At 68.8% G+C, this 26,213-nt stretch carries 25 protein-coding genes and 3 pseudogenes; 15 read left to right on the top strand and 13 right to left on the bottom strand.

Translation table 11 applies throughout. The features are described from left to right. Positions 1 to 56: 56 nt before the first annotated feature. Together OG709_RS00620 and OG709_RS00615 are read left to right on the top strand one after the other, a co-directional pair. Positions 57 to 704: a TetR/AcrR family transcriptional regulator gene (locus OG709_RS00620; protein WP_266644801.1), complete on the top strand. Its 648-nt coding sequence runs from the start codon at positions 57 to 59 to the stop codon at positions 702 to 704. A 50-nt stretch (positions 705 to 754) separates the two neighbouring features. Next, a complete protein-coding gene (locus OG709_RS00615) occupies positions 755 to 1,573 on the top strand; it encodes a hypothetical protein (RefSeq protein ID WP_329164262.1) in 819 nt (272 codons plus the stop codon). 226 nt (positions 1,574 to 1,799) lie between these two features. Here the strand turns inward: OG709_RS00615 and OG709_RS00610 are convergent, their stop codons facing one another. The 4 genes from OG709_RS00610 to OG709_RS00595 all read right to left on the bottom strand — a co-directional run bounded on the left by OG709_RS00610 (position 1,800) and on the right by OG709_RS00595 (position 4,447). Next, on the bottom strand, positions 1,800 to 2,006 hold the full coding sequence (locus OG709_RS00610) for a hypothetical protein (protein ID WP_250306655.1): 207 nt from the start codon (positions 2,004 to 2,006) through the stop codon (positions 1,800 to 1,802). Between the two features lie 123 nt (positions 2,007 to 2,129). Continuing rightward, complete coding sequence (locus OG709_RS00605) at positions 2,130 to 2,450, bottom strand: hypothetical protein (RefSeq protein ID WP_250306654.1); 321 nt, start codon at positions 2,448 to 2,450, stop codon at positions 2,130 to 2,132. A gap of 26 nt (positions 2,451 to 2,476) precedes the next feature. Beyond that, the gene (locus tag OG709_RS00600) at positions 2,477 to 3,340 is read right to left on the bottom strand and encodes a DUF3592 domain-containing protein (RefSeq protein ID WP_250306653.1); all 864 of its coding nucleotides are present in this window, start codon (positions 3,338 to 3,340) and stop codon (positions 2,477 to 2,479) included. Between the two features lie 3 nt (positions 3,341 to 3,343). Next, positions 3,344 to 4,447, bottom strand: a complete 1,104-nt coding sequence (locus OG709_RS00595; protein ID WP_250306652.1) for a hypothetical protein — start codon at positions 4,445 to 4,447, stop codon at positions 3,344 to 3,346. A 1,322-nt stretch (positions 4,448 to 5,769) separates the two neighbouring features. Between OG709_RS00595 and OG709_RS00590 the strand changes: the two genes are divergently transcribed. From OG709_RS00590 to OG709_RS00565, 6 genes are all read left to right on the top strand, one after another. Further along, positions 5,770 to 6,078 (top strand): hypothetical protein, encoded by a 309-nt coding sequence (locus tag OG709_RS00590; protein WP_250306651.1) that lies wholly within the window; start codon positions 5,770 to 5,772, stop codon positions 6,076 to 6,078. 56 nt (positions 6,079 to 6,134) lie between these two features. After that, on the top strand, positions 6,135 to 6,413 hold the full coding sequence (locus tag OG709_RS00585) for a hypothetical protein (RefSeq protein WP_250306650.1): 279 nt from the start codon (positions 6,135 to 6,137) through the stop codon (positions 6,411 to 6,413). After that, a complete protein-coding gene (locus OG709_RS00580) occupies positions 6,410 to 6,655 on the top strand; it encodes a hypothetical protein (RefSeq protein ID WP_250306649.1) in 246 nt (81 codons plus the stop codon). The genes OG709_RS00585 and OG709_RS00580 overlap by 4 nt, the downstream gene beginning before the upstream one ends. Positions 6,656 to 6,959: 304 nt before the next feature. Beyond that, positions 6,960 to 7,859, top strand: a complete 900-nt coding sequence (gene ku / locus OG709_RS00575) for a non-homologous end joining protein Ku (protein ID WP_329164259.1) — start codon at positions 6,960 to 6,962, stop codon at positions 7,857 to 7,859. A 240-nt stretch (positions 7,860 to 8,099) separates the two neighbouring features. Further along, the gene (locus tag OG709_RS00570; RefSeq protein WP_250306647.1) at positions 8,100 to 8,348 is read left to right on the top strand and encodes a hypothetical protein; all 249 of its coding nucleotides are present in this window, start codon (positions 8,100 to 8,102) and stop codon (positions 8,346 to 8,348) included. A 1-nt stretch (position 8,349) separates the two neighbouring features. Then, a complete protein-coding gene (locus OG709_RS00565) occupies positions 8,350 to 8,721 on the top strand; it encodes a toxin Doc (RefSeq protein ID WP_250306646.1) in 372 nt (123 codons plus the stop codon). Positions 8,722 to 9,282: 561 nt separating this feature from the next. Here OG709_RS00565 and OG709_RS00560 read toward each other — a convergent pair. Then, positions 9,283 to 9,750 (bottom strand): hypothetical protein, encoded by a 468-nt coding sequence (locus OG709_RS00560; protein ID WP_250306645.1) that lies wholly within the window; start codon positions 9,748 to 9,750, stop codon positions 9,283 to 9,285. Next, positions 9,747 to 10,065 (bottom strand): annotated as a pseudogene (locus tag OG709_RS00555) (transposase); the annotation flags it as partial. The pseudogene OG709_RS00555 and the gene OG709_RS00560, both read right to left, overlap by 4 nt. Position 10,066: 1 nt before the next feature. On the opposite strand from OG709_RS00555, the pseudogene OG709_RS00550 reads away from it, so the two are divergent. The 6 genes and pseudogenes from OG709_RS00550 to OG709_RS00525 form a co-directional block, all read left to right on the top strand. Continuing rightward, positions 10,067 to 10,857 (top strand): annotated as a pseudogene (locus tag OG709_RS00550) (site-specific integrase); the annotation flags it as partial. Positions 10,858 to 11,016: 159 nt separating this feature from the next. Further along, positions 11,017 to 12,120, top strand: a complete 1,104-nt coding sequence (locus OG709_RS00545; protein ID WP_329169022.1) for a tyrosine-type recombinase/integrase — start codon at positions 11,017 to 11,019, stop codon at positions 12,118 to 12,120. Further along, on the top strand, positions 12,117 to 14,516 hold the full coding sequence (locus OG709_RS00540) for a site-specific integrase (protein WP_329164255.1): 2,400 nt from the start codon (positions 12,117 to 12,119) through the stop codon (positions 14,514 to 14,516). The genes OG709_RS00545 and OG709_RS00540 overlap by 4 nt, the downstream gene beginning before the upstream one ends. Before the next feature lie 64 nt (positions 14,517 to 14,580). Then, entirely contained in the window at positions 14,581 to 15,003 is a 423-nt protein-coding gene (locus tag OG709_RS00535; protein WP_329164254.1) for a hypothetical protein, read from the top strand. Further along, positions 15,000 to 16,163, top strand: a complete 1,164-nt coding sequence (locus OG709_RS00530; RefSeq protein WP_329164253.1) for an epoxide hydrolase family protein — start codon at positions 15,000 to 15,002, stop codon at positions 16,161 to 16,163. Before OG709_RS00535 ends, OG709_RS00530 begins: the two co-directional genes overlap by 4 nt. 157 nt (positions 16,164 to 16,320) lie before the next feature. After that, a complete protein-coding gene (locus OG709_RS00525; protein WP_266646500.1) occupies positions 16,321 to 16,548 on the top strand; it encodes a hypothetical protein in 228 nt (75 codons plus the stop codon). 51 nt (positions 16,549 to 16,599) lie between these two features. On the opposite strand, the gene OG709_RS00520 is transcribed toward OG709_RS00525, so the two are convergent. Together OG709_RS00520 and OG709_RS00515 are read right to left on the bottom strand one after the other, a co-directional pair. Continuing rightward, positions 16,600 to 16,980 (bottom strand): hypothetical protein, encoded by a 381-nt coding sequence (locus OG709_RS00520; RefSeq protein ID WP_250302072.1) that lies wholly within the window; start codon positions 16,978 to 16,980, stop codon positions 16,600 to 16,602. Between the two features lie 413 nt (positions 16,981 to 17,393). After that, entirely contained in the window at positions 17,394 to 18,149 is a 756-nt protein-coding gene (locus OG709_RS00515) for a transposase family protein (RefSeq protein WP_329164249.1), read from the bottom strand. A gap of 1,241 nt (positions 18,150 to 19,390) precedes the next feature. On the opposite strand from OG709_RS00515, the gene OG709_RS00505 reads away from it, so the two are divergent. After that, complete coding sequence (locus OG709_RS00505; RefSeq protein WP_329164247.1) at positions 19,391 to 20,422, top strand: ALF repeat-containing protein; 1,032 nt, start codon at positions 19,391 to 19,393, stop codon at positions 20,420 to 20,422. A gap of 150 nt (positions 20,423 to 20,572) precedes the next feature. Here the strand turns inward: OG709_RS00505 and OG709_RS00500 are convergent. The 5 genes and pseudogenes from OG709_RS00500 to lanL all read right to left on the bottom strand — a co-directional run. Then, positions 20,573 to 20,761: pseudogene (locus tag OG709_RS00500) on the bottom strand (transposase); the annotation flags it as partial. Positions 20,762 to 20,771: 10 nt separating this feature from the next. Continuing rightward, complete coding sequence (locus OG709_RS00495) at positions 20,772 to 21,674, bottom strand: ABC transporter permease (protein ID WP_250306611.1); 903 nt, start codon at positions 21,672 to 21,674, stop codon at positions 20,772 to 20,774. Next, positions 21,671 to 22,855: an ATP-binding cassette domain-containing protein gene (locus tag OG709_RS00490; protein ID WP_443068525.1), complete on the bottom strand. Its 1,185-nt coding sequence runs from the start codon at positions 22,853 to 22,855 to the stop codon at positions 21,671 to 21,673. Before OG709_RS00490 ends, OG709_RS00495 begins: the two co-directional genes overlap by 4 nt. A gap of 136 nt (positions 22,856 to 22,991) precedes the next feature. Then, complete coding sequence (locus tag OG709_RS00485; RefSeq protein WP_250306610.1) at positions 22,992 to 23,147, bottom strand: VenA family class IV lanthipeptide; 156 nt, start codon at positions 23,145 to 23,147, stop codon at positions 22,992 to 22,994. A 46-nt stretch (positions 23,148 to 23,193) separates the two neighbouring features. After that, on the bottom strand, positions 23,194 to 25,974 hold the full coding sequence (lanL, locus tag OG709_RS00480; RefSeq protein ID WP_326695526.1) for a class IV lanthionine synthetase LanL: 2,781 nt from the start codon (positions 25,972 to 25,974) through the stop codon (positions 23,194 to 23,196). Positions 25,975 to 26,213 lie beyond the last annotated feature (239 nt).

The raw sequence follows: 26,213 nt of genomic DNA, 5'->3' as shown, positions 1-26,213 counted from the left end.
ACATCTGCACAGTGGTGAGTCAAGTGACTCGCCTCGGGATGAGTCATACTGGCCCCATGACCGCAGGACTCTCCGCGCACCATCAACGACTCGCTCAGCGCAAGCGCGAGGCGATCACCGCAGCGGCCACGAAGCTGTTCCTGGAACGGGGCTATGACGGGACATCGCTGGCGAAGATCGCGCAGGAAGCGGTCGTCTCGAAGTCCACGCTGTTCAAACAGTTCCCCACCAAGGCGGCACTCTTCGAGGCCATCGTCACCGAGTACTGGAAGGGCGGGCCAGACCCGGCGGCCCCCACGACGCAGCCCGGTGACCTGCGCGCCGGCCTGAGCGCCATCGGCCGCCAGTACGCCGACCTGATCGGCCGGCCCGCGATGGCGGCCCTCTTCCGCATCGTCATCGCCGAACTGCCGCGTTTCCCGGAGCTGGGACGAGCTCAGTTCGAGCTGGGCAAGCTGCCCTACTTCATCTCCGTCCAGCACTACCTGGAGGCCCAGCACGCCGCGGGCACTGCGGTGGTACCCGACGCGGAGAGCGCCACCAACCAGTTCCTCGGCATGATCGCCAACTACGTCCTGTGGCCGCGGATGCTGCTCGCCGACTGGAGCCCTGCACCTGCCGACGTCGGCCGCGCCGTCGAGGACGCGGTCACGACGATGCTCGCCCGCTACGGCCGCAGCGCCAACGACCCGCAGCAGCCCTGAGGGCTCCGGCCCCGCTGCGGGTGCGGACGGCCCGCCCCCGGAGCCCCGGAATGCTGCGGGAGGCTGCCGGCATCATCCGCGACGCCCGCCGACGCTCAACCCGAGGCTGCTACACCTACGCCGCGCACAAAGGCGACTGCGGCAACGTGGCCGCCGCCATCGACTTCCTGAACTGGCTCGACTCCCAGCACCTGTGCCTCCGTCGACTCCAGCAGCCGCATCTGGACACCTGGGCGAACGACAGGCCAACTCTGCGCTCCCGTTCCATCCCTTTCCTCCGCTGGAGCACTGCACGACGCCTCTGCCCGCCCGGTCTGGTCATCGATCGCCCAGCCTCGCAACTTCCCGGCCACTTCCAAGCCGAGGACGTGGCCCGCGACGAGCTGTTGCGCTGCTTGAATGACACCGCGTTGCCCTTGGACGTCCGCGTCGCGGCCGCTCTCGTCCGTCTCTACGCGCTTCCCCTGGCCCGCATCGTCGAGCTCACCGAGGACCACATCAGTCGCGACAAAAAGCACACCTACTTGGCGGTCAATCAGCACCCCTTCGTGCTCCCGCCGAAGCTCGCTCGTCTGATCGACGATCAGCTCCGCCACGGCACGCCCCGGCATAGCACCACGGCTGGTCGAAGGTACCTCTTGCCCGGACAAAGCCCTGGACGCCCGCGCAACCCCCTCGGCCTCGCCGACACACTGAGACACCACGGTCTGCCCGCCCGCGCAGCTCGGAACACCGCCATGATGGACTCCCTGGCCGACCTGCCGCCCATGGTCATCGCTGACCTGCTCGGCATCCACCCCAAGACAGCCGAACGCTGGGCCACGCTCGTCGGCGAGAACTGGTCCGAATACGTGTCGTTGCTGACGTGACCGGGCCGAGCTACAGGGCGGCCTGCTCACCCTGGCGGGGTTCGCGTACGCGCCGCAGCTGGCGGACCTGCCAGTCGTCCGCCTACTGGGGCTCTGCCTACGTCGAGCTGAGCCGTCGTGTTCCCGGTGCCACCGGGGCGGCGTTGCTGTGCGGGCCGGGACGGGGGAGCCGGTGCTTGGGGCAGCCGGAGCCAGGGCCATAGCTGTTGACTGCCCGGCTTCGACTCTACGAGGCGATCGGGCGGTCGGCCAGATGGGCGAGCTCGGTGAAGAAGGCGCGGTAGAGGGGCTCGTATGCGGTCGGGATCTCGTGCCGGAAGAACACCGGTCCGGCGCCCGGCACGCTCCCGTAGACCGGTTCGCCCAGGTCCTCGGCGGTACCGAAGCACAGCCGGGTCCGGCCCCCTCGACGTGTCTCGGCGTACACCGTCACCCAGGCCAGCGGGTAGCGGTACGGCCCGATGACGTTGGTGCGCCGGAAGACCTCGCCGATCCCCGGTCGACCTGGATGTACAGACGGTCGTGCTGGAAGACCTTCGGCTCCGCCGCTTCCATCTCAGACCACCCTCCGGTCGGCGAGCGCGGCCACCTCGGTGAAGTACGCGCGAAACAACGGCTCGTCGCCGGGCAGTACCCGGAACGCGGGCGAGGTGCTGTACCAGAAGGCGGCCTGCTCGGTGCCGTAGAGCACGGCGCTCGGATCGCGTACGGTGCCGATGAACAACTGGCCGGGCCGGGCGGGCTTCTTGTAGTGCACCAGTGCCCCGAGCCACCGCAGCGGCACCCGGAGCTCGGATCTGCCCATGGTGAACAGTTCGAACACCCCCTGGTCCACGCGCAGATGCAGGTTCTCGTAGTCGAACGTCAGCGGCTCCATGGCGGGAAGACAGCCCGGCTCCCGGGTCACAGCGCGACCACCCCCACCACGGCCGCCGCCGCCACGACCAGCACACCCACCACGTTGACGACCATGTCTCGTTTCCAGGAGCGGCGTTCGGCCTCGACGTCCAGGACGAAGAGGGCCGGGTCGTCGGGGGCGTAGTGGATCGTGAGGTCCAGGCCCCGTGATCCGGCGGGGTCCGGGATTCCGGACTCGCAGTAGGCCGTGACCTCCCTGCCGTCGAGGGTGGTGAAGGTGACGACCGGCATCAGGTTGGTCAGGGTGTGGCCGTCGTTGGAGTCGACGGTGACGCTCTTGAGGACGGCGACGACACAGCCGGATACGGCGGCCATGGCGGCCAGTGCGCCGAGACGGCGGTTCCTGTCGCGGATGTTCCCGGGCAGGTGGTACAGGCCGGAGAGGGCCCAGGGCCCGCAGAAGCCGAGCAGCGCCCACGGCCAGCCCCAGTCGATCGCGGCGACGGCGACCAGACCGGCGTAGACGAGGAAGAGCGCGAAGTTCGCCCAGCCGAGGCCGCGCCCGACTTCGGAGAGGTGGGTGGCGAACCGGAAGGCGTGAGGTCTGCCGCGCGGATAGCGGACCCCGATCTCCCGGCCCGTCCAAGCCACGCTGATCCTCTCGCCGCGCTCACCCTCGTTGGTGACGGTGAACTCCTGCCCGGTGGACGGGTCCTGGAAGGAGACGACCACGGCTATCCCGTCGCTCGGGGAGCTTCCGTGTCGGGGCTCGTCCACCCGCTCGATCCGTCCCGTCGCCCGGACCGTCCGCTGCGCCCGGGTCATCCCGGCCAGCGACCTCCCGTATCCGACCAGCGCCCACGCGCCGAACACCCCGCACCACAGCACCAGATACGCATGCCAGTCCATGGATCAGCCCCCTGCCGAGACGCGCCGTACGACCTTGCCCTGCCCGTCCGCCTCCAGATAGGCGGTGCCTTCGGAGCCGGTCACGGATACGCTGAGGGCCACCCTGCCGGTGAGGCGGTCGGCGGTGAGCTGCCAGGTGCGCGGGGAGCCGACGCCGAGCGTGGTCGTGGCCTCCTTCACCAGGGCCGGAACACGGTCGTACGGCAGGGAATCCAGGTCGAGTCGGGAGGCCGCCTGGGTGCCAGTGGGGGCGAAGACGACCGTCAGCAGGCGTTCCTGTACGACGACGGTGAGCGCCCGCTGCTTGTCCTCGCCTTTGGCGAGCGCGGCGACGGAACGGCCCAACCTGCCCTCGTCCAGGAAGGACTGACCGGGGCCGAGGGCCACAGTGCCGGACGCCGACGACACGGTGGTCGTGGACGACGAGGAGGTGCTGGAGGAGGAGACCGACGGCCGCGCGGTGTCGGAGTCGTCCTGGTCGAACAGGTCCGCGCGGAACAACAGGACGACCAGGGCCGCGCCGAGCAGCAAACCGAGGAACCCGACCAGGGTGGCACCGCAGCCTTCCAAAGGGTCGCTCGCCCGGGCCGGTCCGGGTGCCGAGTCGAGGCGGGCCGAGGCGGCCCGTTCCTCCCAGTCCGGTGTCGGTCGTTTGACGATCCTCACCTTCAGCGGCCGGTCCGGCGGGTACTGGACTACCAGGATGCCGCGCGGCCGGTAGTCGGGCAGGTCGGCGAGGTTGATGTCCTGAGTGAACTCGACGCGGTACGCCGGTGCGTCATCCGGTGCGACGGTGAGGTCGAACTTCACCGGTATGTCGCTCGTCTCACCCCCGACGGCCGCCAAGCTCTCGATCATCGCGAGGGCCAGGTACGGCGGGATCGCCGCTTCCCGGGCGCGCCTCGGCATGCCGGCGAGGTAGCGGATCAGGACGTAGACCGCGAGCAGGCACGCGCCACCGACGATCAGCGGCTCGTTCGAAATGGCGATCCCGACGACGACGGCCGCCAGGGACGCCCCCGTCACGCCACCCGTGAGGAACCCCCGGGCGAGCGCGACGGGCCTGTTGTGCGTGGGCGGCGGCGCGGCGCTCGTGGTGATCGTCATACGGGCGATTGTGCTGGGCTCAGGTGACGTCCGGTAGACCTCAGCATGATCTTCCGGCAGGTACCGGCGCTGAGCTGGTGCTGCACGGCGCTGAGTTCGCCCGGTGTTGGAGCGGCCAGTGTCAGCCGGAGCACTCGCGGTCGATACGGACCGGTGGCGAACGCGTCCGCTGCTCCTCAACCCTGCGGCTCGCAGCGGCAGAAGCACACCTCACGCTCTCACCACAAGCCCTCACGTGACGTCAAAACAAACTGACATCGCGAACTCGGTCAGAAGGTGACTCCCACAGTTACCCACACAGCCAGCGGGCTGTGGGAACCATCTGCTGCAGATCGTCGCGAGTAGTGCATGGATCGAATACCTTCTCTTCGCCAGTGCATTCGGACACCGTTGACTGTCCGGTCGTCGGTTACACGGGGACGCCGGCCCGGCCGGAGCATCTCGCCGTGCGACTCCCCGACGGCAGGGTGGCACTGTCTCGTCAGCTCACCATCGGCGTCCAGGTCCGGGCGGCGCCCGCGCTGCTCGACTCCGGTCCAGGCCGGGTGGCGCGCGCTCCGGACAGGGAGCGGTACACAACATGCGGTCGGGGTCTCGTCGTTGAAGTGCTTGCCGGTACCACCAGGCATGCGACGGCCACCGTGACCAGGGTACGGGAGTAGCGACTTGGCGCCCGGCGGTGGCATCGGCTTCGGTGATGGGCGCCGCCGGGCAGTCCCACGATGGCACGGGGCACTGACAATGCCCCGCAGGCCAGGGTCGGGAGCTGCGGGGGGTGAGGTCGGTGTCCCGGAGCCGAGGACGTCGCCCACCGGGGATTGTCAGTGCCAGCCGACAGAATGACCGGCATGGGTGTCTCTCCCCAGGGAGGGGCGCCGCTCGGCGCTCCGGGACTCGTCGGACCCAGGCGTGAACACCTCGACGAGCCGGCAGGCACGGTGGCTACGTACCAGCTGCGGGCGTCTCCAGCGGAGAAGCTTCTTCCACCTCGATCACGGAAGAGGACATTGCGTGGCCGCGTACTCCTGGTGGCACGAGCAAGGTGAGCCCGGATTTCGACAGATTCGGGCTCACTGTAGGGCCGGACGGGACGCGTGCCTGGCTCGATGGACCCGCCACATCCTGGAACGTATGACCGCTACAACGGGCCCCGGGCTCTTGTGAACGACAGGCCCGCTCGCCTGGCACCGGCCACCGACGAGTACTTGGCTGGCGGTGCGCCTGTGCGGGTTTCGCTGACAGGTACGGCACCGGCTCACTCGTTGTGGTGGCTACCGTCCGATCGTGCCCGTGCGGTGCGGGGCCGCCGTGAGACTCGCGCAGTGGCCGACATCAGAGAGAGCACCCCCGAACGCCCTGCCACGGACGGCGCGGAGAGGCCCGGTACCGGCACGACGGCCAGGACCCGTACGAGCGGGGTGCGGCTTTGGCTGTGGCGGTGGGTACTTACCCCGCGTACGACGTGGCAGGCCCGCCGCCTGGCGGCCGCGTCCGAGCCGGGCGTGGACGCCGACACCGCCTGGAAACTCGCCCGCATCGCCCGCCATCCCGACGAACGCGTCTACTTGACGCGCCGCCTGGACGGCGAAGGAGTCGGTGGCGGAACCCCGGCGGAAACTCGCACGCGCTGAACCCGGCAGCTGCGGAGCGGCCGCGCGTACCGTACGGGGCAGGAAGGAGGCCCACCGTGGACGCCACCCTCAAGACCGTCATCGACGGCGAGCTCGTGGAACTGCCCGGCACCATCGCGGCCATCCGCGCCACCATGGACACCGACCGGGCCACCGAGTTCGACCGCGAGATCGAGCACGTCCCCGCAGCGGAACTCCCCGCCGCCCTCGTGCGCTGGGCCCTAGCCGGCACCGGCGCCGACGAAGAGGACGAAGCCCTCTTCGAACGCCTCGCCCGCGGCGAGGACATCGGAGCCACCGGAACGACCGACGGCACCGATTCGGAGGAGGCGTGAGCCGCTACCGTCTCCAGTACGCACCGCCCGCCGACCAGGCCCGCGCCGCAATGGACACCTCGCTGCGCACCCGCTTCGACACCGGAATGCGACGGATCACCACCGATCCCTACGGGCAGGGCTCCGCGCCGGTCGGCAAGGACGACGACCGCCGCGAGGCCGCCGTCGCAGGCGTCGTGATCCGCTACTACGTCAGCCAGAACGTCCTGGTCGTCACGGTGGTCCGCGCCGTGTACATCTGACCGGAGCCCGAGTCGCGGCAGGGGATTCCGGCCGACGGACAGTAGGAGCCGGTCCCGTCTGAAGCTCGGGGATGGTCGGAGGGCGGCGGCTCGCAGCTGCCGCCCTCCGAGAACCACGACCTCGCATCGACGTCCCGCTGCCGGGGCGCGGCGAACGCCGTCGGCCCTGGGAGCGGGTCTTGTCTTCCAGCGTCTGGCGGTGGTCGGGTGTACGGCCGGCAGGGGACGCTGCAGGGCACCGGATGCCGGGGACGCTGATCGTTCGTAGGCTGGAGGTCCGGCGAGGTGCGGCGGAGGTTAAGTGATGCCCCATCCTGTGTGGACCGGTGCGATCAGTTTCGGCCTGGTGACGGTGCCGTGCCGTGTGTGGCCGGCGACGGAGAACCGTTCGATCGCGCTGCACCAGTATCACGAGGCGGATCAGGGCCGTGTCCGTAACCGGAAAGTCTGCGCGATCGATGGACAAGTACTGAGCTCGGCGGAGATCGGCCGTGCGTACGAGACCGCGGCGGGGGACCTGGTCGAGGTCACCGATGACGAACTGGACCACATGCCTCTGCCGACCGCGCAGGCCATCGAAGTCATCGGGTTCGTGCCCGCCTCCTCGATCGATCCGATCCGGATCGGCCGCGGCTACTACCTGGAGCCGTCCGGGAAGGTCGCGCACAAGCCGTACGTCCTGCTCCGGAAAGCGCTGGAGCGCTCCAGCAGGGTGGCCATCGCGAAGTTCTCCATGCGGGACCGTGAGCGTCTGGGACTCCTGCGCGTGAAGGACGAGACGATCCTGCTGCACGCCATGCGGTGGCCGGACGAGATCCGCTCCCCGGAATCGATCCTCCCCAAGGAAGTCGAGCTGTCGGACAGCGAGATCGACGCCGCTGTGCAGCTGATGGAGACGATGGCCGCGGACGACCTCTCCGGGTTCCACGACCGCTACCGGGAGGCGATGGAGGAACTGATCGAGGCCAAGTCCCAGGACCGCGCCCCGGCCGTTCCGGAAACGGAGGCCGACACGTCGGGCGGCCAGCTCGTGGACCTCATGAGCGCACTGAACGCGTCCGTTTCCGCGGCCAGGGAGAACCGCGGCGAGGACGCCGAAGTCCACGACATCAAACACGCCGCGAAGAAAACACCGGGGAAGAAGACAGCCACGAAGAAGCGGACTACCAAAAAGACCGCGGCCGGGAAATCGAAGAGCGCGTAATGCCTGCGGGCGTACCCGTCGGTGGCGAGGATGTCGGGCATGGTGGCGTTGCCGCGTATCGCTCCGATGCTGGCTACTCCCGGGGCTCTTCCCGCCCTGAGGGCGGAGCACTTGTACGCGGCCGAGACGTAAGTACGACGGGCAGCCTGGGCGAGTTCCGCGACCGGCAGGGCCGCAGGAGGGTCGCGGCGATTTCGCTGAATCCGATCCGTGCTGTACGCCTTGCTGTACGGTCGGGGTATGTCGAAGCCAGTGACGATCCGGGTCGATGACCAGTTGCACGCGATGCTCAAGGAGCGTGCTGAAGCCGAGGGGACCACGGTGACCGCGCTGATCGCCCGCGCCGCACACGACGCTGTCCGCGACCCTCGCCTCGAAGGCGCCGCTGAAGTCTTCCGCACCTTCGTCAACGACAACGCCGACGCGTTCGACGCAGCATTCCCCGAGGACGCGTCCTCGCGGCTCGACGCACCGGGCCGGGCCGCCTGACGTGGAGCTCTACGTTGATGTCCGGTGGCTCCTGGAGCGCCAGGCGGAGGTTCTGCCGAAGCACCCTCACATTCACGACTTCTCCAGCCTGGTCGCTGTTGTAGGCCGGCACCGCGTCAACACCCCCAGGGTCGGCGCCGTGGTCGACAACTCCTGGCGTGCCGCCACCCTGATGCATACGGTCATCAGGCTCCGCCCGCTGCCCGCACGCAATGCCCTGTTCGGTGCGGGCCTGGCCGTGGCGTACATGAATGCCGCAGGCGAAGGCATCGATGCACCGTACGGCGCGCTGACCGACCTCGCGCGCGACATCGACGCCAGCCGCGCCGATGCATACGACACAGCCGACCGCATCCGATCCTGGCGGGTCTGACCCTCGCGCGAGGCTTTCGGCCGAGCCATGTCGTTGGCGAACACTGGCCCTTGGCGTTCTCAACGGCACGGCCGGCCACAGGTCAGCCAGCCCTTTGCCAGATGCAATGCGACGGAATATCCGATTCGTCGATCCACGGGACGTTGCAGTGCTATCCGTAGTTCATGGCATTAAGAATTCGTACGAAGGACGGCAACGAGGTTCGGATCGGGGACGAGGTGTGGTCACAGAACGGCGATGGGCCTTTCATCATCACGGACTCCGCCTTCGCCCCCGGCTATCTGCTGCTGATGGAAGCGGGTGGTACGGAGGAGCGGTTGCATGCGCCGGAGGACATCACGCTCTACTACCAATCGACGACGCTCTTGCCGCCTACGGCAACGGCATCCCGGCCGGGGAAGACCTCCCGCCGATGTACTGGATCAACGCACCGCGTCCGCCGCTCTGAACCTGCACGATCCGGCCCGAGCCCTGGAGCACTTCACCGTCGCAGTCACCCACGCCGACTCGTACAACGCCGAAAGAGGAGAGTAATAGTCAAGAGTTGTGGGTGAGTTGATTTCAGCTCTCGCTGCGGTGGCTGAGGCCGGTCCTGGCAGTGTTGCGGATCCGTTTGGTGCGGCCGGCTTCGGCGAGGATCTCGATGGCCTTGGTGCTCGTCCCGGCGGCGGTCTTGAGCTGGAGCCAGTTGGATGCCGCGAGCAGGTCGTCCGGCTGCCAGGGCAGCTTGAGCGTGACGGCGCGGAAGAGCGACCACTCCCGCAGGCGCTGAGCCAGGAAGGGGTGATCGATCGTGGCCTGGGTCAATGCCTGCGCCCACCCCTCGTAGACGGGACCGGGATAGAGGCCGGCGGCTCGACGGTCCAGATGCCGCAGCACGGCGGACCGGGCCATCGTCTGGTCCGGATCAGTGAGCACGCTGCCGACCAGGTCGGCCTCGTCCGGGTCGGCAACGTGCCCCAGCTTGTCGAGGTAGGCCGCGAAGCGGACGTGCTCGTCCGGGTTCTGCAGGAACTCGTGGACGTTCATGCGGCCAACTCCTCGCGCTCGACCAGGACGCCGTTCTCGAATCGTGCGCCCGTGCGGACCAGGGATACCAGGTCGGCTCCGGGTGATCGCACGCCATCGTGCCTGAGCGGACTCGACCAGCTTGAACACCATCGCGAGCGCGGCCGCCGGGCTGCCCACGCCCCGCGTGACCTTGGTGCGGAGCTTGACCGTGGAGAAGGTCGACTCGATGGGGTCGGTGGTCCGCAGATAAATCCAGTGCTCGGCAGGTAAGTCGTAGAACGCGAGCAGTTCGTCCCGGTCCTCGGTGATCTTCGCGACGGCCTTTGGGAACTTCGGGGTGGGCAAGACGGCCGAACGGCTCGGCGAGCACCGTCCCCTTGCGACGGTCGCGGACGACGAGATCGGCGAAGCCCTCGAACTACTCTGGGAACCGCGGCGGTCAACACCTGAACTCCCCGCCGGGCGGCGGTGCTGTCCTGGCTCGGATGGTGCTGTGCGCGCGGCTACGAGGGGCCGATGGTCCCGGCCTGGGCGAAGCGGCTGGCGGTACCGGACTCCGACACCCCGGCCCGCTCGAAGATGGCGATCGACCGGCTCACCGCCCGCCGGAAGGTGCACCTGCGGGAGAAGACGCTGTGGCGGATGCTCTACGAGACCTCCGGGCGGGCGGAGGAGGTCCTGGGAGTCAACATCGAGGACCTGGACTTCGCCGGGTGTCGCTGTCCGGTCAAGGTCAAGGGTGCCCGCACCAAGGCCCGCCGCCGGGGCCAGGTCCGCGAGGACTTCGTGCTGGAGACCGTCTACTGGGACGCCGGCACCGCCCGGCTCCTGCCACGCCTGCTGAAGGGCCGTACGCGTGGGCCTGTGTTCGTCACCCACCGCCGCCCGGGGCCGGGCAACGTTGTCGGCCCGCACGACGTTTGCCCGGACACCGGCTTCGCCCGGTTGTCGTACGGGCAGGCCCGCGCCCTGGTCGACGAGTACACCGCTGTACGGGGGCCGGGCACCGGTGGGGACCTGCACGAGTGCCGCCATTCCTCCCTGACCCATCTTGGCGAGGCCGGTGCGAGCCTGCTGGTGCTGATGGCGAAGTCCCGGCACAAGAAGCCGGAGAACGTCCGCCGCCCGGACGCCGACTCCGCGGGAGCAGCGGTGCGAGACATAGCGGCGCTGGTGGTACTGAGGACGGGCAGGGTCGAAGAGACCGGCGACCCGCTGCTTCCGTACCGGCTGATCGGAAGCGATGGCGTCGAGGTCGACGCGGTCACCGAGTTTCTCCATCACATGCTCGCCGATGACGACAGCCCCGCTTCTCTGCGCTCGTACGCCTATGAACTGCTCTCCTGGTTTCGGTTCTTGGCTGCAATCGACGTTGCGTGGGACCGTGCGGGGCGAGCGGAGGCCAGGGACTTCGCTCTGTGGCTGAAGACCGTGAAGAAACCGCCGAGGCAACGCCGGCCCGATGCACCGAAGCCGGGGTCGGCCAACCCGGTCACGGGCAAGCAGACGCCCGGCGAGAACTACGCCGACCGGACCAGACGACACGCGCGGGCGGTCGTCCGGTCGTTCTACGAGTACCACCGCGAAATGCACGGTCGCCCGCTGGTCAACCCATTCCCCAAGGCCAGGACTGCCGAAGACGAGCACGTCAACGCCCACCACAACCCGATGCAACCGTTCCGCCGACCGTCCAGGCGGGCGGAATACCAGCCGCGCGAGCCCCGCCGGATTCCACGCAGCATCCCTGACCAGGCGTTCAACGAACTGTTCGCCGGTCTCGCGTCGCACCGGGACCGTGCACTGGTCGCGTTCTATATCTCGACCGGCGCCCGGGCCTCCGAGCTGCTCGGTTCGACCCGGAGCCTGGCCGTTCCGGAAGACCAGCTCATCGGCGTGGTCCGCAAAGGCAGCCGGGCACTTCAGCACCTGCCGGCCTCGGCAGACGCGTTCGTCTGGCTGAAGCTCTATCAGCACCAGATGCGCGAGCTGGTACCTGACGGGCCGGACGAACCGCTGTGGTGGACGCTTCGACGTCCGTTTCGCCAGCTAGAGTACGACGCGGCCCGGATGGTCTTCAACCGGGCCAATGCCGTGCTCGGTTCGAACTGGACCCTGCACGACCTGCGGCACTCCGCGGCCAAGAGGATGATCCGCGATCCGCACCTGACCCTCACGGACGTCCAGTGGGTCCTCGGCCATGCCCACATCACCACAACTGAGCTTTACCTCTCGCCCGCGCAGGACGAGGTCGTCGCCCAGATCCTTGCCCATCACGCGCGTCAGCGCGCGGAACGGGAGAAGCCGCCGGCGCCGCCCGCCCCCGGCTATCGGCCTGAAGTGCTTGAAGCGCTCCTCGGCCCGTCAGCCCCTGGTGGAGGCAACAGGTGAGCATCGCCACGGAGCGCGCGGACGCAAAGTCAGCGGAAGAGCGCGCTCAACCACCAAATCAGAACCGTCCGGAGGCATGGCCTGCTCGGCCTGCGGCACAGGGGTGGTCGCAGACCACGCTCAATCGCGCGGAGGTCACCGCGCGACTCCTGGAGCTGTTCACCGCCCCGGCCCACGGCCGCCCACGGGACACCGTCCGACGGCGCGGGCTGAACCGCCTCCTGGACTGGCTCGAACAGCAGCCGGGGGCCACCTGGCAGGACCGATGGCTGGCCAGCGGCGCCGACGACGCCGGCCGGGACTGGACCGACCGGGCACTTGAGCCGCATGCGGCCGGCTACCACCGTGGGGACTTGAGTACCGGGGTGCTGCTGATGGTCTGCGGCCAGGTCATCCGCCCCTCCTACCGCTGGCTGCTAGCCCAACGGCAAGCGAAGATGCTGGCCGAGGCGAGGGCTGCGATCGACCCGGGCGGCTTCGCCCGCCTTGAGGCCCTTCGCCCCGCTGGCCTCATCCGGACCGATGCTCTGAACAGGATCACCTGGATCGCGCTCCACAAGGGCGGCCGCGTCGAGGAAATCACCGTGGGCGACTGCCTTGAGCTTGTGGCCGCACTGGAACAGCACCACTACCGCGGCAGCGCGGGCAGGCCACTGTTCTACGCCCTCCTGGCCGAGAGCGGCGTACTCCCCGCCAACGCGCCACCCAGACTCCGCGCCGCAGTACTGCCCGGCAAGCGAAGCATCGAGCAGATCATCGACGGCTACGGCATCGTCTGCACACCGGTACGCGACCTGCTGGTCGACTACTTCACCGAACGTTCGGCGGATCTGGACCACAATTCCGTACGCTCCATCGCCGGGACCCTCTGCAAGCGGTTCTGGCGCGACCTGGAGATCCACCACCCGGGCATCGAATCGCTGCGGCTGCCGACGGAGGTTGCGAAGGCATGGAAGGAACGGCTCCAGCACGTTCAGACCCCTGGCGGAGGGACGCGGCCTCGCGCGGGCTACCGTCACGAACTTGTCTTCGTCCGCGCCTTCTACCAGGACATCGCTCGCTGGGCGGCGGACGACCCGGCACGGTGGGGACCATGGGTCGCTCCCTGCCCGATCAAAGCGAACGAATGCTCCCAGAAGAAGGTCCGACTACGCCGCAAAGCCGCGATGGACCAGCGCACCAGGGCCCAACTGCCGGCCTTGCCCGCCCTGGTGCGAGCGGTCGAGCGCAACCGCAAAGCCGCCGAAGAGCGCTTGAGCCTGGCCAAGAGCGCTCCCGCCGACGCGCTGTTCACCGCGACCGGATCGGAGTTCTCGCGCTGCCGCACGGGCGAGTCCGGCCGGGTCTTCGTCCGCGACCTGGCCACTGACAAGCGCCGCGACCTCACCCACGAGGAGGACGTCGCCTTCTGGGCCTGGGCCATCGTCGAAGTGCTCCGCCACACCGGCATCCGTATCGAAGAACTGCTCGAACTCACCCACCACAGCTTCGCCGCCTACACCTTGCCGACCACAGACGAAGTCGTGCCCATGCTCCAGATCGCCCCGTCGAAGACCGACCGTGAACGACTGCTACTGGTCTCCCCGGAACTCGGGGAAGTCCTCACCGCCATCATCTTCCGGGTTCGCGCCGGGCACGCGGCGCTGCCTCTCGTGTCCGCCTACGACGTCTTCGAACAGGTCTGGAGCCCGCCTCTGCCGTTCCTGTTCCAGCGCCGCCACGGAACCGAGCACCATGCCCTCACCCGCAGCTTCGTCCGCACCTCCCTGATCCGGGCACTCGCTACGGCCACGCTCACTGACGTCAGCAACCAGCCGCTGATGTTCACGCCGCACGATTTCCGCAGGCTGTTCATCACCGATGCGATCCGCACCGGGCTGCCTCCGCACATCGCCGCCGTGATCTGCGGCCACCAAGTTCTCGACACCACGATGGGTTATGCGGCGATCTATTCCGACGATGTCATCGCCCACCACCGAGCCTTCATCGCACGTCGCAGAGCCGAGCGCCCCGGCGAGGAGTACCGCAGCCTCACCCCAGATGAATGGCAGGAATTCCTCGGCCACTTCGAGCTCCGGAAGGTCGCCCTCGGGATCTGCACCCGCGACTACGGCAGCCCCTGTGTCCATGAACACGCGTGCGTCAGATGTCCCCAACTTCGGCCCGATCCAGACCAGATGCCTCGCCTCGAAGAAATCCACGACAACCTCCTCGACCGCCTGAAGGAAGCAAAGGACCAGGGATGGCTCGGCGAGGTCGCCGCCATCGAGGCGAGCGTGGCCGCCGCTGAAGACAAGCTCTCCTCGATGCGTGAGATGACCGCCAAGCACACCACCACCAGCCTCGGCATGCCCGACTTCCACCCATCCGTCGGCCGACGAACACCAGGCAGCTGACGCCAAGACCAGACCCCGTCAAGCCGTCTTGACGTCAAGGCGGCTTGACGAAATACTCGGTGCCATGCCTACACCCGACGAGCTTGAACGCCAGTTCACGCTGCTGACCGCAGCCGCGCGCTATGACGCGCTACGGGCCCGCGACGCGTTGGCGTCACCAGTCGATGAGGATGGTCCGCCCGACCCCGGCACGGAGCCGCTGGCACGCGGCGAGGCATTGGAGCTTCTCGCACTGGGTGAAGTCATCGCACGGAAGGCGGGCTACGGGCGCCAGTTGTCGGTGCGCTCTGCCCGCAGGGCCGGCGCTTCGTGGTCGCAGATTGGTGCAGCCCTGGGAACCAGCAAGCAGGCCGCGTGGGAGGCCCACAGCCGCTGGATCGACGAACAAGCCGAGCCGCAGAGTGACGGCCACTGGGGCTGGGACGAAACCGACACCGCAGCTGCGCGCACACTCGCCGGTCAACCCGAAGACGAGGACACCCCATGATTGAGCACGCCGATGCCGCCATCCACTCCTTCACCCTCGACATCCCACAGAGGGACCTTGACGACTTGGCCGCCCGTCTGACCGCCACCAGGTGGCCGGACGAACTGCCCGATACCGGCTGGTCCCAAGGAGTTCCGCTGGCCTACCTCAAAGAGCTGACCGAATACTGGCGCACCTCCTACAACTGGCGTGAGCACGAAGCACATCTGAATCGGTTACCCCAGTTCACAACCGAGATCGACAACACCAACATCCATTTCCTGCACATCCGCTCGGCGCAGAATGACGCGCTGCCGTTACTGATCACCCACGGCTGGCCCGGATCCATCGTGGAGTTCCTCGATGTCATCGGCCCCCTGACCGACCCGGGCCTCCACGGCGGCGACCCGGCCGACGCCTTCCACCTGGTCATTCCCACCATCCCCGGATACGGGCTGTCCGGACCGACCCAGGACGGCGGCTGGGACGTGCACCGCGTCGCCAAGGCATGGGCCGAGCTGATGCAGCGCTTGGGCTACCACCGCTACGGCGCACAAGGCGGCGACTGGGGACACGCGATCACCCGGGAACTGGCCGCCATCGACACCGAGCATGTCGTGGCTATCCACCTCAACACCCTGCTGACGCCCTCTCCCTGCGACCCGGCCGAAGCAGCCGAACTCACCGCCGACGACCAAGCACGGCTTGACCTGCTGACCAGGTCGGAGCCCGAGATGTCGGGCTACGCGAAGATCCAGGGCACCCGGCCACAGACCCTGGCCTACGCACTCACCGACTCACCGGTCGGGCAACTCGCCTGGATCGCTGAGAAGTTCAAGGAGTGGACCGACTGCATCGACGTTCCCGAGGACGCCGTCACTCGTGATCGGCTCCTGACCAACGTCATGCTCTACTGGCTCACCGCCACGGCAGGATCATCCGCCCGTCACTACTGGGAAGCCCTCCACCCCTCCCGTCCACCACGCGCTGAGCCGTTGGAAACGCCGACCGGCGTGGCGGTGTTCGCGGCCGACCTGGCCCGCCCCGTCCGACAACTCGCAGAACGGGACCACAACATCGTCCACTGGTCGGAGTTCGACCGCGGCGGCCACTTCGCCGCAATGGAAGAACCCGACCTGTTCGCCGACGACATCCGCGACTTCTTCCAACCGTTCCGCTGACGGCCCGCATCGAGCCGTCACCTTCCGCCGCCTCTCGCCAGCGGCGACACGCCCGGATACACGGCCGCAGCAAGATTCTTTTCAGCAACTTTCGGTGAGCATTGCGGCCCAGCAGACCGACCAAGATCAGTTCGGTTAAGCCTGTATCCGATGTCCGATGCTCCGGGTCGACCCGGCACAGCGACGGCGCCTCGAAGAGATCATCCGCAACCTCACCGACCGCATCGACGAAGCACGCGCCAACGGCTGGCTCGGCGAGGTCCAAGGGCTCCAAGTCAGCGCCGAGGCTGCACGCAACAAGCTCGCCACGCTCGACCGACTGGCCCGAAACCGGCCCCGCGCCTCAGTCGACCTCGGCATGCCGATCATCCCCGGGGAGCGCTGACGAACCCAGCACTGGAACCGCCATTCACCTGCTCCGGAACAGCCCTTTGAACTATCCAGACTGGGAGCCGTGGAACCGTTCAAGCAGCTCACAGGCAGGAGGGCTGTCCGGATCGAAACTGTGGATTCCCATCTGAGCAGCGGGGACGCTGGGTCCCCACAGGCGGGCACCATGGCACCTGAAGCAGAAGGCAACCTGGAAAAGCAGGTCCGTGGCGCTGTGAGCTCGGATGCCCCAGCCCGGGATGAAACAGCGATGCAGCTCGCTGTCCGGCAGGTCCTTGATCAGCGTCAGGACCTGATTGGCTTGAGTCGACTCCCAGATCGCGACATCGTCGCCGACCAAGTCCTCCGCACTGAGATGACGCATCGGGTCGGTGATGCGGACGACCTCGATCAACTCGGTCTTGTCATGGGCAAGCGGCAGCAACATGGGCACAGAATTGCTGATCAAAACCCCATACGCCAGAGGCGACTACCTCACACGATCACTGGCACCCGTAGTCCGGAAAAGCATGGCCTGCGCACGCTGCGACCTCTACACCCCCAAGGGCTCCACGAGAGCCCAACTGCTGGAAGCCAAAAGCAACTTGGTCAAGATGTCCGTGTCGATCCCACTCGCCGAGGATGAGCAAGCAGCCGTCACCGACGGCCAGAGCGCGCTCGACCACCTCCTCGAAAGACTCGCCGACACCCCACCCCAGCCGGACCGACACCCCGACAGCTCGACGTCCCGGCGAACGCCACTGTCTTGCCCATCGTCGCCGTACGGCAAGGCAGCGCAGGCCCAGCGTCACGCTGATATCGGAGTGCGAACTGGCCTGGGAGAGTGAGCCTTTTCCAACCTCACGCCGAAGCGTGGTGAAGGACAAGAACGGCCTGGACGATCGCGGTGATGCGGGTGGTGCTACAGCGGAGTTTCCGCAGAAGGCGCCAGCCCTTCAGAGTTGCCATGGCCTGCTCGCCGAGGCAGCGGATCTTGGCGTGCGTGCTGTTGTGCCGACGCTGCCACCGCTTGAGGCGACGACCTCGGAACGGGACGCGGATGGGGTGGCCGGCTCCCTGGTACGCCTTGTCCGCCCAGCACTTCAGCTCGGTCGCGGCGAGCGCGTCGATGATCCCGTGCGTCCGTGCGGCGGTCAGGTCGTGGACGGACCCGGGCAGGGCGGGGGACGCCCACAACAGCCGGCCGAACGGATCGGTGAGGACCTGAACGTTCATGCCGTGACGCTTGTGTTTCCCGGAGTAGTACGGGGTGTCGGCGGCGATCCGGTCGATCGGCAGGAGGGTGCCGTCCAGGATCACGAACGCCTTGGTCCGGATGGTCTTCATCGCCTCGGTCAGGGTCGGGGCGAGGGCGGCCAGGACGTCGATGACCTCGCGTATGTAGCGATATACCGTCGCGATGCCGATGCGGAACCCGGCAGCCAGCTGGGCATAGGTATCACCGCACCGCAGGTGAGCCAGAGCGAGCAGGGCCTGTCGTCCTGCGGGCAGACGCCGCCAGCGCATCCCGATCTCCCCTCGCCGGGCATGCAGCCGAGCACTCAGGTACCGCAAGGTGCGGCTGGACAGACCAATCGACGACGGGTAGACAAGCACGCGAAGCTCCTGGCGGGACACGGTGGATCTTGGTCGTGACACCTCCTACCAGGAGCTTCATCGCGTTGCAGAGCCAACCAACTGACGGACAGCGCCGACAGGTTGGAATCAGCTCAGTAGCTCCGCCGGCTGCAGTACCCGGGCCCCGAAGCCGGGCAGCGGAACATGCAGTGGCCCGTCCAGCGACAGGGGACCGCGTCCAGCCCGTACCAAGCCCCCGCGAGCCCTACGACGACCGCCGCCGCGGCAGCTGGTCGGTCCCGGGCCGTAGCCGACGCGGTCGGGTGGGTGGGTGCGGATGCGGTGGCCGACGTGGCGGTCACCGCTCCGACGGCGGCGGCTGCGCCCGAGACGCTGGTGAAAACGCCATCGCCGCCGCGACGAAAGCCGCCAACGCCGCCCGGGAACGCACCGCCCAGTTACTCCGCAAGGTCGGGCACATCAGGACCCACAACAGCCTCCTTGGCTCACCGACGCCCGTTTCCGGCCCCGCCCACCGGGGGCCGGGGCGAGCCGCTCCGGACAGTAGGCCTGTCCAGCCGTCGTGGCCACGACACCCGACCGAACTCCACGGCCCGTCTCATCGTGTGCAGCGAACTCAAACCGAACGGCCGATTCGACGAGGCCCGCGTCCGCCTCCTGACAGGCGGCGACAAGATCAAAGCCCGCCGCATGCGGCAGGACTACTTCTCCTTCACCCCCCACCCACCACAGGCGAGCTGGCCAAGAGGTCGGCCAAGGCAGCCGAGCAGGCCGGCAAGGCCTCGCTCGCCGCCGCTGACGCGGCAGCCGCATCTCGTAGTGTCACCGGAAACGCCAACAAGGCGGCCGCTGCCGCGGACCAGGCGGCCGACTATGCGGCAGCAGCAGGAGGCTCCGCGACTGAAGCCCGGGCTGCAGCCGCGGAGACCCGCCGTCACGCCGCCGAGGCCAATCGCGCCGCCAATGCCGCCGAGGCACTGGCACGCAAGTCGGCCACAGCTGCCAACGAGGCCCGGGACGCGGCCAACTCAGCTGCTGACCACGCGAATAAGGCCGCAGACGCCGCCGAATCGGCGGCAAAACACGCCGGTGAGGCAGCTGATCAGGCAGTCGAGGCCGGCAAGCAGGCAACCGCAGCTAAAACTGCCGCCAACGCCGCCACCAAGGCGGTCGAAACCGCACAAAAAACCTACAACATTGCCCGGGAGGCCGAGGCGGAAGACCTCAACACCCGCACAAACGCGGGTGTTGAGGTGGCCATGACGCAGAAGGCCGCAGGTGACACCTTCACCGTCGACGTTTCACGATCGGTGATCGAAGGCCAGGCCATCGTCGATGAAACCAAGGCGCTGACTGCCAAGGCCAACAAGTCCGACACCGACGAGGCCTCCCTCGCTGTCAAGGGCCGCGCCGTTGCCTTGCGAGCACACGTGGCCGAATACCTGCGCACCGGATGGGACAAGGCCGTCGCAGACGAGACGCGCCAGCAGGTCGCCGACCTCGCATCAGACAGCCCGCACGAGGCCGTGCGTACCGCTGCGGACGCTACGCTCGACGGCACTGACACCGAGATCCTCGATTTCTGCACCACCGGCCAGCACCAGGCCGCCGAAGCCGACTACCGCGTTGCCGTGACCAAGCTCGCCAACGACGGCGGTCCCGGCGTCAAGGACGACGCCAAGAAGGCGCTCGCGGATGGCAGCACCAACGCTCTGGTCAACTTCCTCAACAAGGGGCGCTACGCCAGCCAGCAGGCCGACGAGCGGGTGACCGCCACGCAGCTTTACAACGACGGAGGCCCCGAGGTCCGGTCTGCGGCCAAGATTGCGCTGGCAGGCCCAGTCGACGAGGTGCACCAGTTCGTCGAGGCCGGCCAGTACATGGCCGCCCAGAAGGACCGCCTCGACGACACCCACCTTGCACAGATGCAGCGACTGATCGCCGAAGGCCAAGGGATCGCGGCCACCGCCCGCAAGAACAGCGCCGTCGCAGCGCAGGCCGCCGCGGTGGCAGGAAACGCAGCCTTCGACGCCGCCCAGTCCAAGTTGGACGCGGAACGAAGCGCCAAGGACGCCGAAGGCTACGCGGCCGCCGCTGATACCGCTGTCGACCACGCCGAGACCAGTGCCAAGCAGGCCAAGGCATCCGCCACCACCGCGCGAGCCGCCTCCGATCGCGCTGCGCAGGACTCCGCCGCTGCCGGCGAGTCCGCCGCACAGGCCGACTTCTCCGCCTGGTGGTGGTCAGGGTGCCGTCGTCGTGGAGTTGGGCGTGGCGGGCGAGTTCGGTGAGTACTTGTTCGGGGGTGAGGCGGGTGCGGGCCGCGATGGCGCGCAGGTGGCGGCTGACGTCTGCGGGCAGCCACACGTCGGCCCGCAGCTCTTCCCTCGCCTCCCGCTGTTCCTGCGCCCAGGCGGTGTGGTTGTCCAGGACGGTCTGGCGCTGCCCTCGGGCAGGTAGCGGCGGGGGAAGGCGATCCACTCGTCGTGGAGTTCGAAGAGCACGGCGGTGGCCAGTCGCAGGAGCGCGTCGTCGTTGGGGAAGACCTGGACGACGTCGGTGCGGCGTTTGATTTCGCGGTTGATCCGCTCCAACGGGTTCGTCGATTGGATCTTCTTCCAATGGTGCCTCCAGCGGGTGCTACTCCGGACGGTTGAAGCGGTGGCCGGCCCACAGCAGCGCCGCCACGCCGCAGAGGAGGAGGAGCGCGGCTTCGAGCAGGAAGGGGGGTTGCCGGCCGGCCCAGTCGATGCCGCCGATCGCCGCCCTGTCCGGTACCCGCAGGGCGATGCAGCGGCGGAGCAGGTCCACTCCGTAGGCCATCGGATTGACGGCGGCCAGGGTGTGGGCCCAGGAGGGGAGGCTCTGGAGCGGGAAGAAGCCGCCGGAGAGGAACAGGAGCGGCGTCATCACCACGCCGAGCAGCGTGTTGAACGTCTCGGCCTTGGCCAGGCTCACGGCCAGGGCCAGGGCGAGGGAGGTGATGGTGAACGAGATCAGGATCATGGTGCTGAGCAGCAGCAACATGAGGAGCGGGTCGTAGGGCAGGCCGACCGTGCCGGCCAGGCCGAGCAGTACGGCGCCCTGGACCGTGGCGACCACAGTGCCGCCGGCGCAGCTGCCCAGTAGCAGGGTGGCGCGGCGGACGGGGGCCATCAGGAGTTCCCGGAGGTAGCCGCTCTGCCGGTCCAGGATCAGGCGGATGCCGACCATGATGGCCGGGGTCTGGACCGTCATCACCAGCATGCCGGGGAAGAGGTAGGTCTGGTAGCCGACGCCCAGGGACGCGGTGGGGATGAGGGCGGCCAGTCCGCCGCCGAGGAAGAAGAGGTACAGCACCGGGTTGAGCAGCAGCAGCGCGACGTGGGTGCGCTGGCCGGTCAGGCGGAGCAGGTCACGGTAGATCAGACCCTGGACCGCGCCGAGTTCGTGCCGCAGCGGGCCCACCTGTTCGCCGCCGGGTTCCGGGGCGGGTGCGGGGACGGCGGCTTGTGCGGGTGCGGGTGCGGCAGGGGTGTCGGGGTGGAAGGGGAGCGTCGTCATGCGCCACCGCCGGTCTCCGCTGTCTCGGCCGTCTCCGCAGCCGGTGCCGTGTGGATGCTGCGGCCGGTGTGGTGGAAGAAGACGTCGTCGAGGGTGGGCGGGGTGGCCGAGGCGGCGTGCACGGCGATGCCGTGGCCTGCCAGCGCCGCGCACAGGCGGGGGATCCAGGAGCTGCCGTCGGGCACCCGCAGGCAGACGCCGTCGCCGTCCACCGTGACGGGGTGTCCGGGCGGCGCGCTCCGGCAGACGATCCGGTGGGCGGCGGTGTCGTCGCCGGTGCGCAGTACGACGCGGTCGTCCCCGATCGCGACCTTCAGCGCGCGCGGGGTGCCCTGCGCCACCAGTCGGCCGCGGTCGATGATGGCGATGCGGTCGCAGTTCTCGGCCTCTTCGAGGTAGTGCGTGGTGACGAAGAGGGTGCTGCCGTGCCGCTCGCGCAGGGCGAGCAGATGCTCCCAGATCTGCGCGCGGGCGTGCGGATCGAGGCCGGTGGTCGGCTCGTCCAGGAACAACACGGCCGGGGCGTGCAGCAGTTGGCGGGCGAGTTCCAGGCGGCGGCGCATACCGCCGGACAGTGTACGCACGGGAGAGCGGCGCCGGTTGGTCAGTTCGGCCGTCGCGAGCACCTCGGCGGCCCGGCGGCGCGCGACGTCGCGCCGCAGCCCGTAGAGGCGGGCGTGGATGTGCAGGTTCTGCTCGACCGTCAGGTCGGGTTCCAGAGCGCTGTGCTGGAACAGCATGCCGACCCGTCGCCGTACCTGGTGGGCCTGGGTGCGCACGTCGGCGCCGGCCACCGTGGCGTGACCGGCGGTGGGGCGGGCCAGGGCGCACAACATGGCGATGGTGGTGGACTTTCCGGCACCGTTGGGGCCGAGGAACGCGAAGGTCTCGCCCTCCTCCACCGCCAGGTCCAGCCCTTGCACGGCGTGGGTGGTGGTGCCGTCCGGGCCGGGGTAGCTCTTGGTCAGACCGCGCGTCCTGATGGCGTACACGAGCGCGGGCACCGGCATGGTCCCGGCTCCGGCTCGGGCCCCGGGGACCTGTGTGGGGGTGGGGCGGGTGACCTCCCCACTGGTAACGGCCGTACTGGTGGAGGCCGTACCGGTAACAGCCGCACTGGTGACGGCCGTTGTCGTGCGAGTTGCTCGGGCGAGATCGTCGTCACCGGTGTGAAGCTGCATATGGTCCGGTCCTCGTCTGGAGTTTCGCGCCGTCCGCTGCCTCCGCGCGTGTGCGCGAGCCCGCGTCGGGCCCGTGGGCGGTTGTCCGGCTGGAGGCTGTCCCAGGACAGCCTCCAGCCAGGTCCTGCCACCACTGTTAGGCGCAGCTGATGCCGACGCAGACGGTGTTGAGGAGGGTCAGCAGGCCGGTACAGGCGCACGTCCCGGAGAACGAGGCCCCGTCGAGGTCGACGGGGTCGGTCTCGGGCAGGGCGTGCAGCTGGGCCAGCAGTTCGAGTTCGACGATGTCCATGAGGGTTTCTCCTTCTGCGAGCGGTGGCGGCAGAAGTCTCTGCCGCTCAGTCCGGCAGCTGAACCATCCAGTGCCGGAGGTCTGTGTGACGGAGGTCGCGGTGTCCCGGGTCGCGGTGTCCGGGGTCCTGGTGTCCGGGGTCGGTGTGCAGGCTCCGCAGGAGGAAGGCCAGGGTTCCGGCGGATCCGTCGCTCCAGCCGGTCGTGACGTCTCCGTACTCGTTGGGGAAGACCATGTGGCCGTTGCGGCGGGCTCCCTCCGCGACGATGAGGCGGGCCAGTTCGCCGGCCTGCGCGTGGTAGGCGGGGTCACCCGTGGCGTCGGCCAGGTCGAGGAGGAAGTCACCGTTGCCGGACAGTCCGTGGCATTGGCTCAGCGGTGCGCGGGAGGCGCGTTCCGTGACGGACTGGGCGCTGCGCCGGGCGAGTTCGCCGAACCGGTCGTCCCCGGTGACTTGCCAGAGGCGGACGAGGAAGGTCCCGATGCCGGCCGCGCCGTGGCACCAGTAGGGGGCCGTGGGGACGTCCAGGGCCTGGGAGGGCCACTGGGCGGCGGCGCCGACGAGGACGGCGGTGGACACCAGGTGTTCGCCGACCTCCACGGCCAGTTCCAGGTGCTCGGGGCGCCGCGAGACGAGGGCGGCGGAGAGGAGGAAGCAGCCGATGCCGGCCGCGCCGTGCGCGAAACCGAGGTAGGTGCTGCCGAACTTCCCGTCGCCGGAGAGGGCTTCGGCGGGGACGGGCCAGCTCACGCCGGTCGCCTCGCGCTGTGCGGCACGGGTCAGCCGGTCGGCCGCGTCGACGGCGAGTTCGGCGAAGCGGGGGTCGCCGCCGCGGTGCCACAGGTGGAGGGCGGCGGTGCCGCTGCCGGCGGTGCCGTGGGTGATGTCGTGGTGGAGGGTGACCTCCTGGGGAGCCGACGCCAGCGCCAGCGCGTGGCCGACGAGCGCGCGGTCGTCGATGGCACGTCCGGCGTCGTACAGCGCCCAGGCGGTGCCCCGGCCGCCGAAGTGCAGACCGGGGCGGGTGAAGGCGGTGTCGGTGCGGTCCGCGATCCAGTGGCCCGCGGTGGAGAGCAGCGCGGGCAGGCGGGGGTCTCCGGTGAGCTCGAAGTACCGGGTCAGGACGGCCAGGACACCGGCCGCGCCCTGCTGCACGGTGCAGGGATCGGCCTCGCCGGCCCGGGTGGACACCGGCCAGAGCCGCCGGTCGTCCGCCGGGTTCATCGAGTCGATCAGGTGGTCGACGAGGCCGGTCACCGCGTCGCGTGGGGAGTCGGAGCGGGGGGTGGTCCGGGCTCCGGGTCGGTCCGGGGTCTGGGTTCCTGAACGGACCTGGACGTGAACTCCGCCTCCTGAACGGACCGGGACTCCGGCCCGCCGGAGCACGTCACGCGCCCGGGACGGATCCCAGCGTTCGGCGGGATCGTCCCGCATCAGCCCGAGGACCATCTCCACGAGCCCATCGGGCAGTTGAAGGTATCCGGCGCAGGCGCTCAGCCACGCGGCGAGCCGCTCCTGGTCGGCCCTGTCGGCGGGCTCCTCGGACAGCAGGTTCGGAACCTTCCCGGCCAGCACGAAGCAGGCGGTGGCGCCGAGGCTGTAGTAGTCGGCCGTCCTGGAGACGGGCGCGTCGTCGAGGCGCTCGGGGGCACTGAAGCAGGGGGTGCCGACGCGGGTCGGCAGAGCGGAGCCGTCCTCGGTGACGGCGAGTTCGAGGTCGATCAGACGCAGTTCGCCGTCGGGCTGGACCATGACGTTGCCGGGGGTGAAGTCCCGCAGCACGCACCCGTGGGCGTGCGCCGCCGCGACCAGTTCCACCAACCGGGCCACCTGAGCCAGCGCATCGGCACGGTAGCGCTCGCCTCCGGTGTCACGGAAGTGTTCGGCGACCCAGACCCGCAGCGGCACGCCCGGAATCTCGCTCTGGGCCAGGAACAGATGCCGGCCGTGCTCGAACAGCGCGAGGGGTTCCGGGGCCAGCCCCGTGCCCGTGAGTTTCTCCAGCGCGCGGGCCTCGGCGCGCAGCCAGTCACGGACGTCGCGGCCGGTGGCGTCGGCTTCCACGTGCGGCCGGGTCTCCTTGATCACCACGGGTGCGCCGGTGGCGACTTCGGTCCCCCGGTACACGCCGCCCTTGTTGGTCTGCCGGATCGCCTCCCGCACCGCGAACCGACCACCGAGCAACACCGGACCGCTCGCCGTGCGCGAGGGTGCGGGCGGGGGCACGGGCACCGGGGCGGGGAACGGAGAGACGGCCCAGGAAGGCGGAGCGTAACGGCCGGTGCGCTCGTCCTCCACGGGATTCCCGTCGGGATCCTCGATGTACCAGACCAGCAGCCCGATGTCCGAAAGCCGTTGCCGTCCGGCGAAGGCGCCGTAGCGGTAGTGCACCAGGCTGTCGGGTGCGTACGCCTGATCCGAGAGGATGCGCGGCCCGGTCAACGCTGCGGTGGCCGCGTGCAGCTCCCGCGCGATCCGGGTCGCGTCGGCGTCGGAGCGCGGGTAGACGGTGATGAACTTGCCGGAGCTTCCCCGGGGCGTGGCACGGGAGTTGAGCGAACTCACCTGGTCGAGCGACCGGGCGAACTTGAACGCCGACTCCTCACGCACCAGCACGGCAAGGGACTTCGCGAGAACTGCGGTCGCCGAGGCGACAGTTGCCGATACGTGAAGCTTCCAGCCCTGGAGGCGCGGGGCCGCCGACGTCGGTACGGCGCGGCACCACATCTCGTCCGTGTCGGTCATCCAGCGTGCTTCCGTGTCCGCCGATTGCAGCGCTTCACGGAGAAGGCTGGCTAGTTCGACCTGCGTCGCGTGGCTCGTCATCAGTCTGCCTCCCAACGGTGAGGACCGCTGGTTCGAACGGTGCCCACGCCTCATGAACGTCCAACTCAGTGAGGGATGTGTTCACTTGAACGAGCGAGCGCCCGGGGTCACATCCCGACGAACGGCGCCGCTCAGCGCACGAACAGCGCACGATCCGGAGCCAGTTGCGGGATCCCTACCCCGGGACGCGGGCACCGGCACCGGCACCGGGCGAGCGTATGAAGCGCGGGGTGCGAGAG

It is taken from the genome of Streptomyces sp. NBC_01267 (assembly GCF_036241575.1).
In the GTDB taxonomy this organism is placed as follows: Bacteria; Actinomycetota; Actinomycetes; order Streptomycetales; family Streptomycetaceae; genus Streptomyces.
The sequence above is the reverse complement of the archived record's forward strand: the minus strand, read 5'-3'. Positions and strand labels throughout refer to the sequence as shown.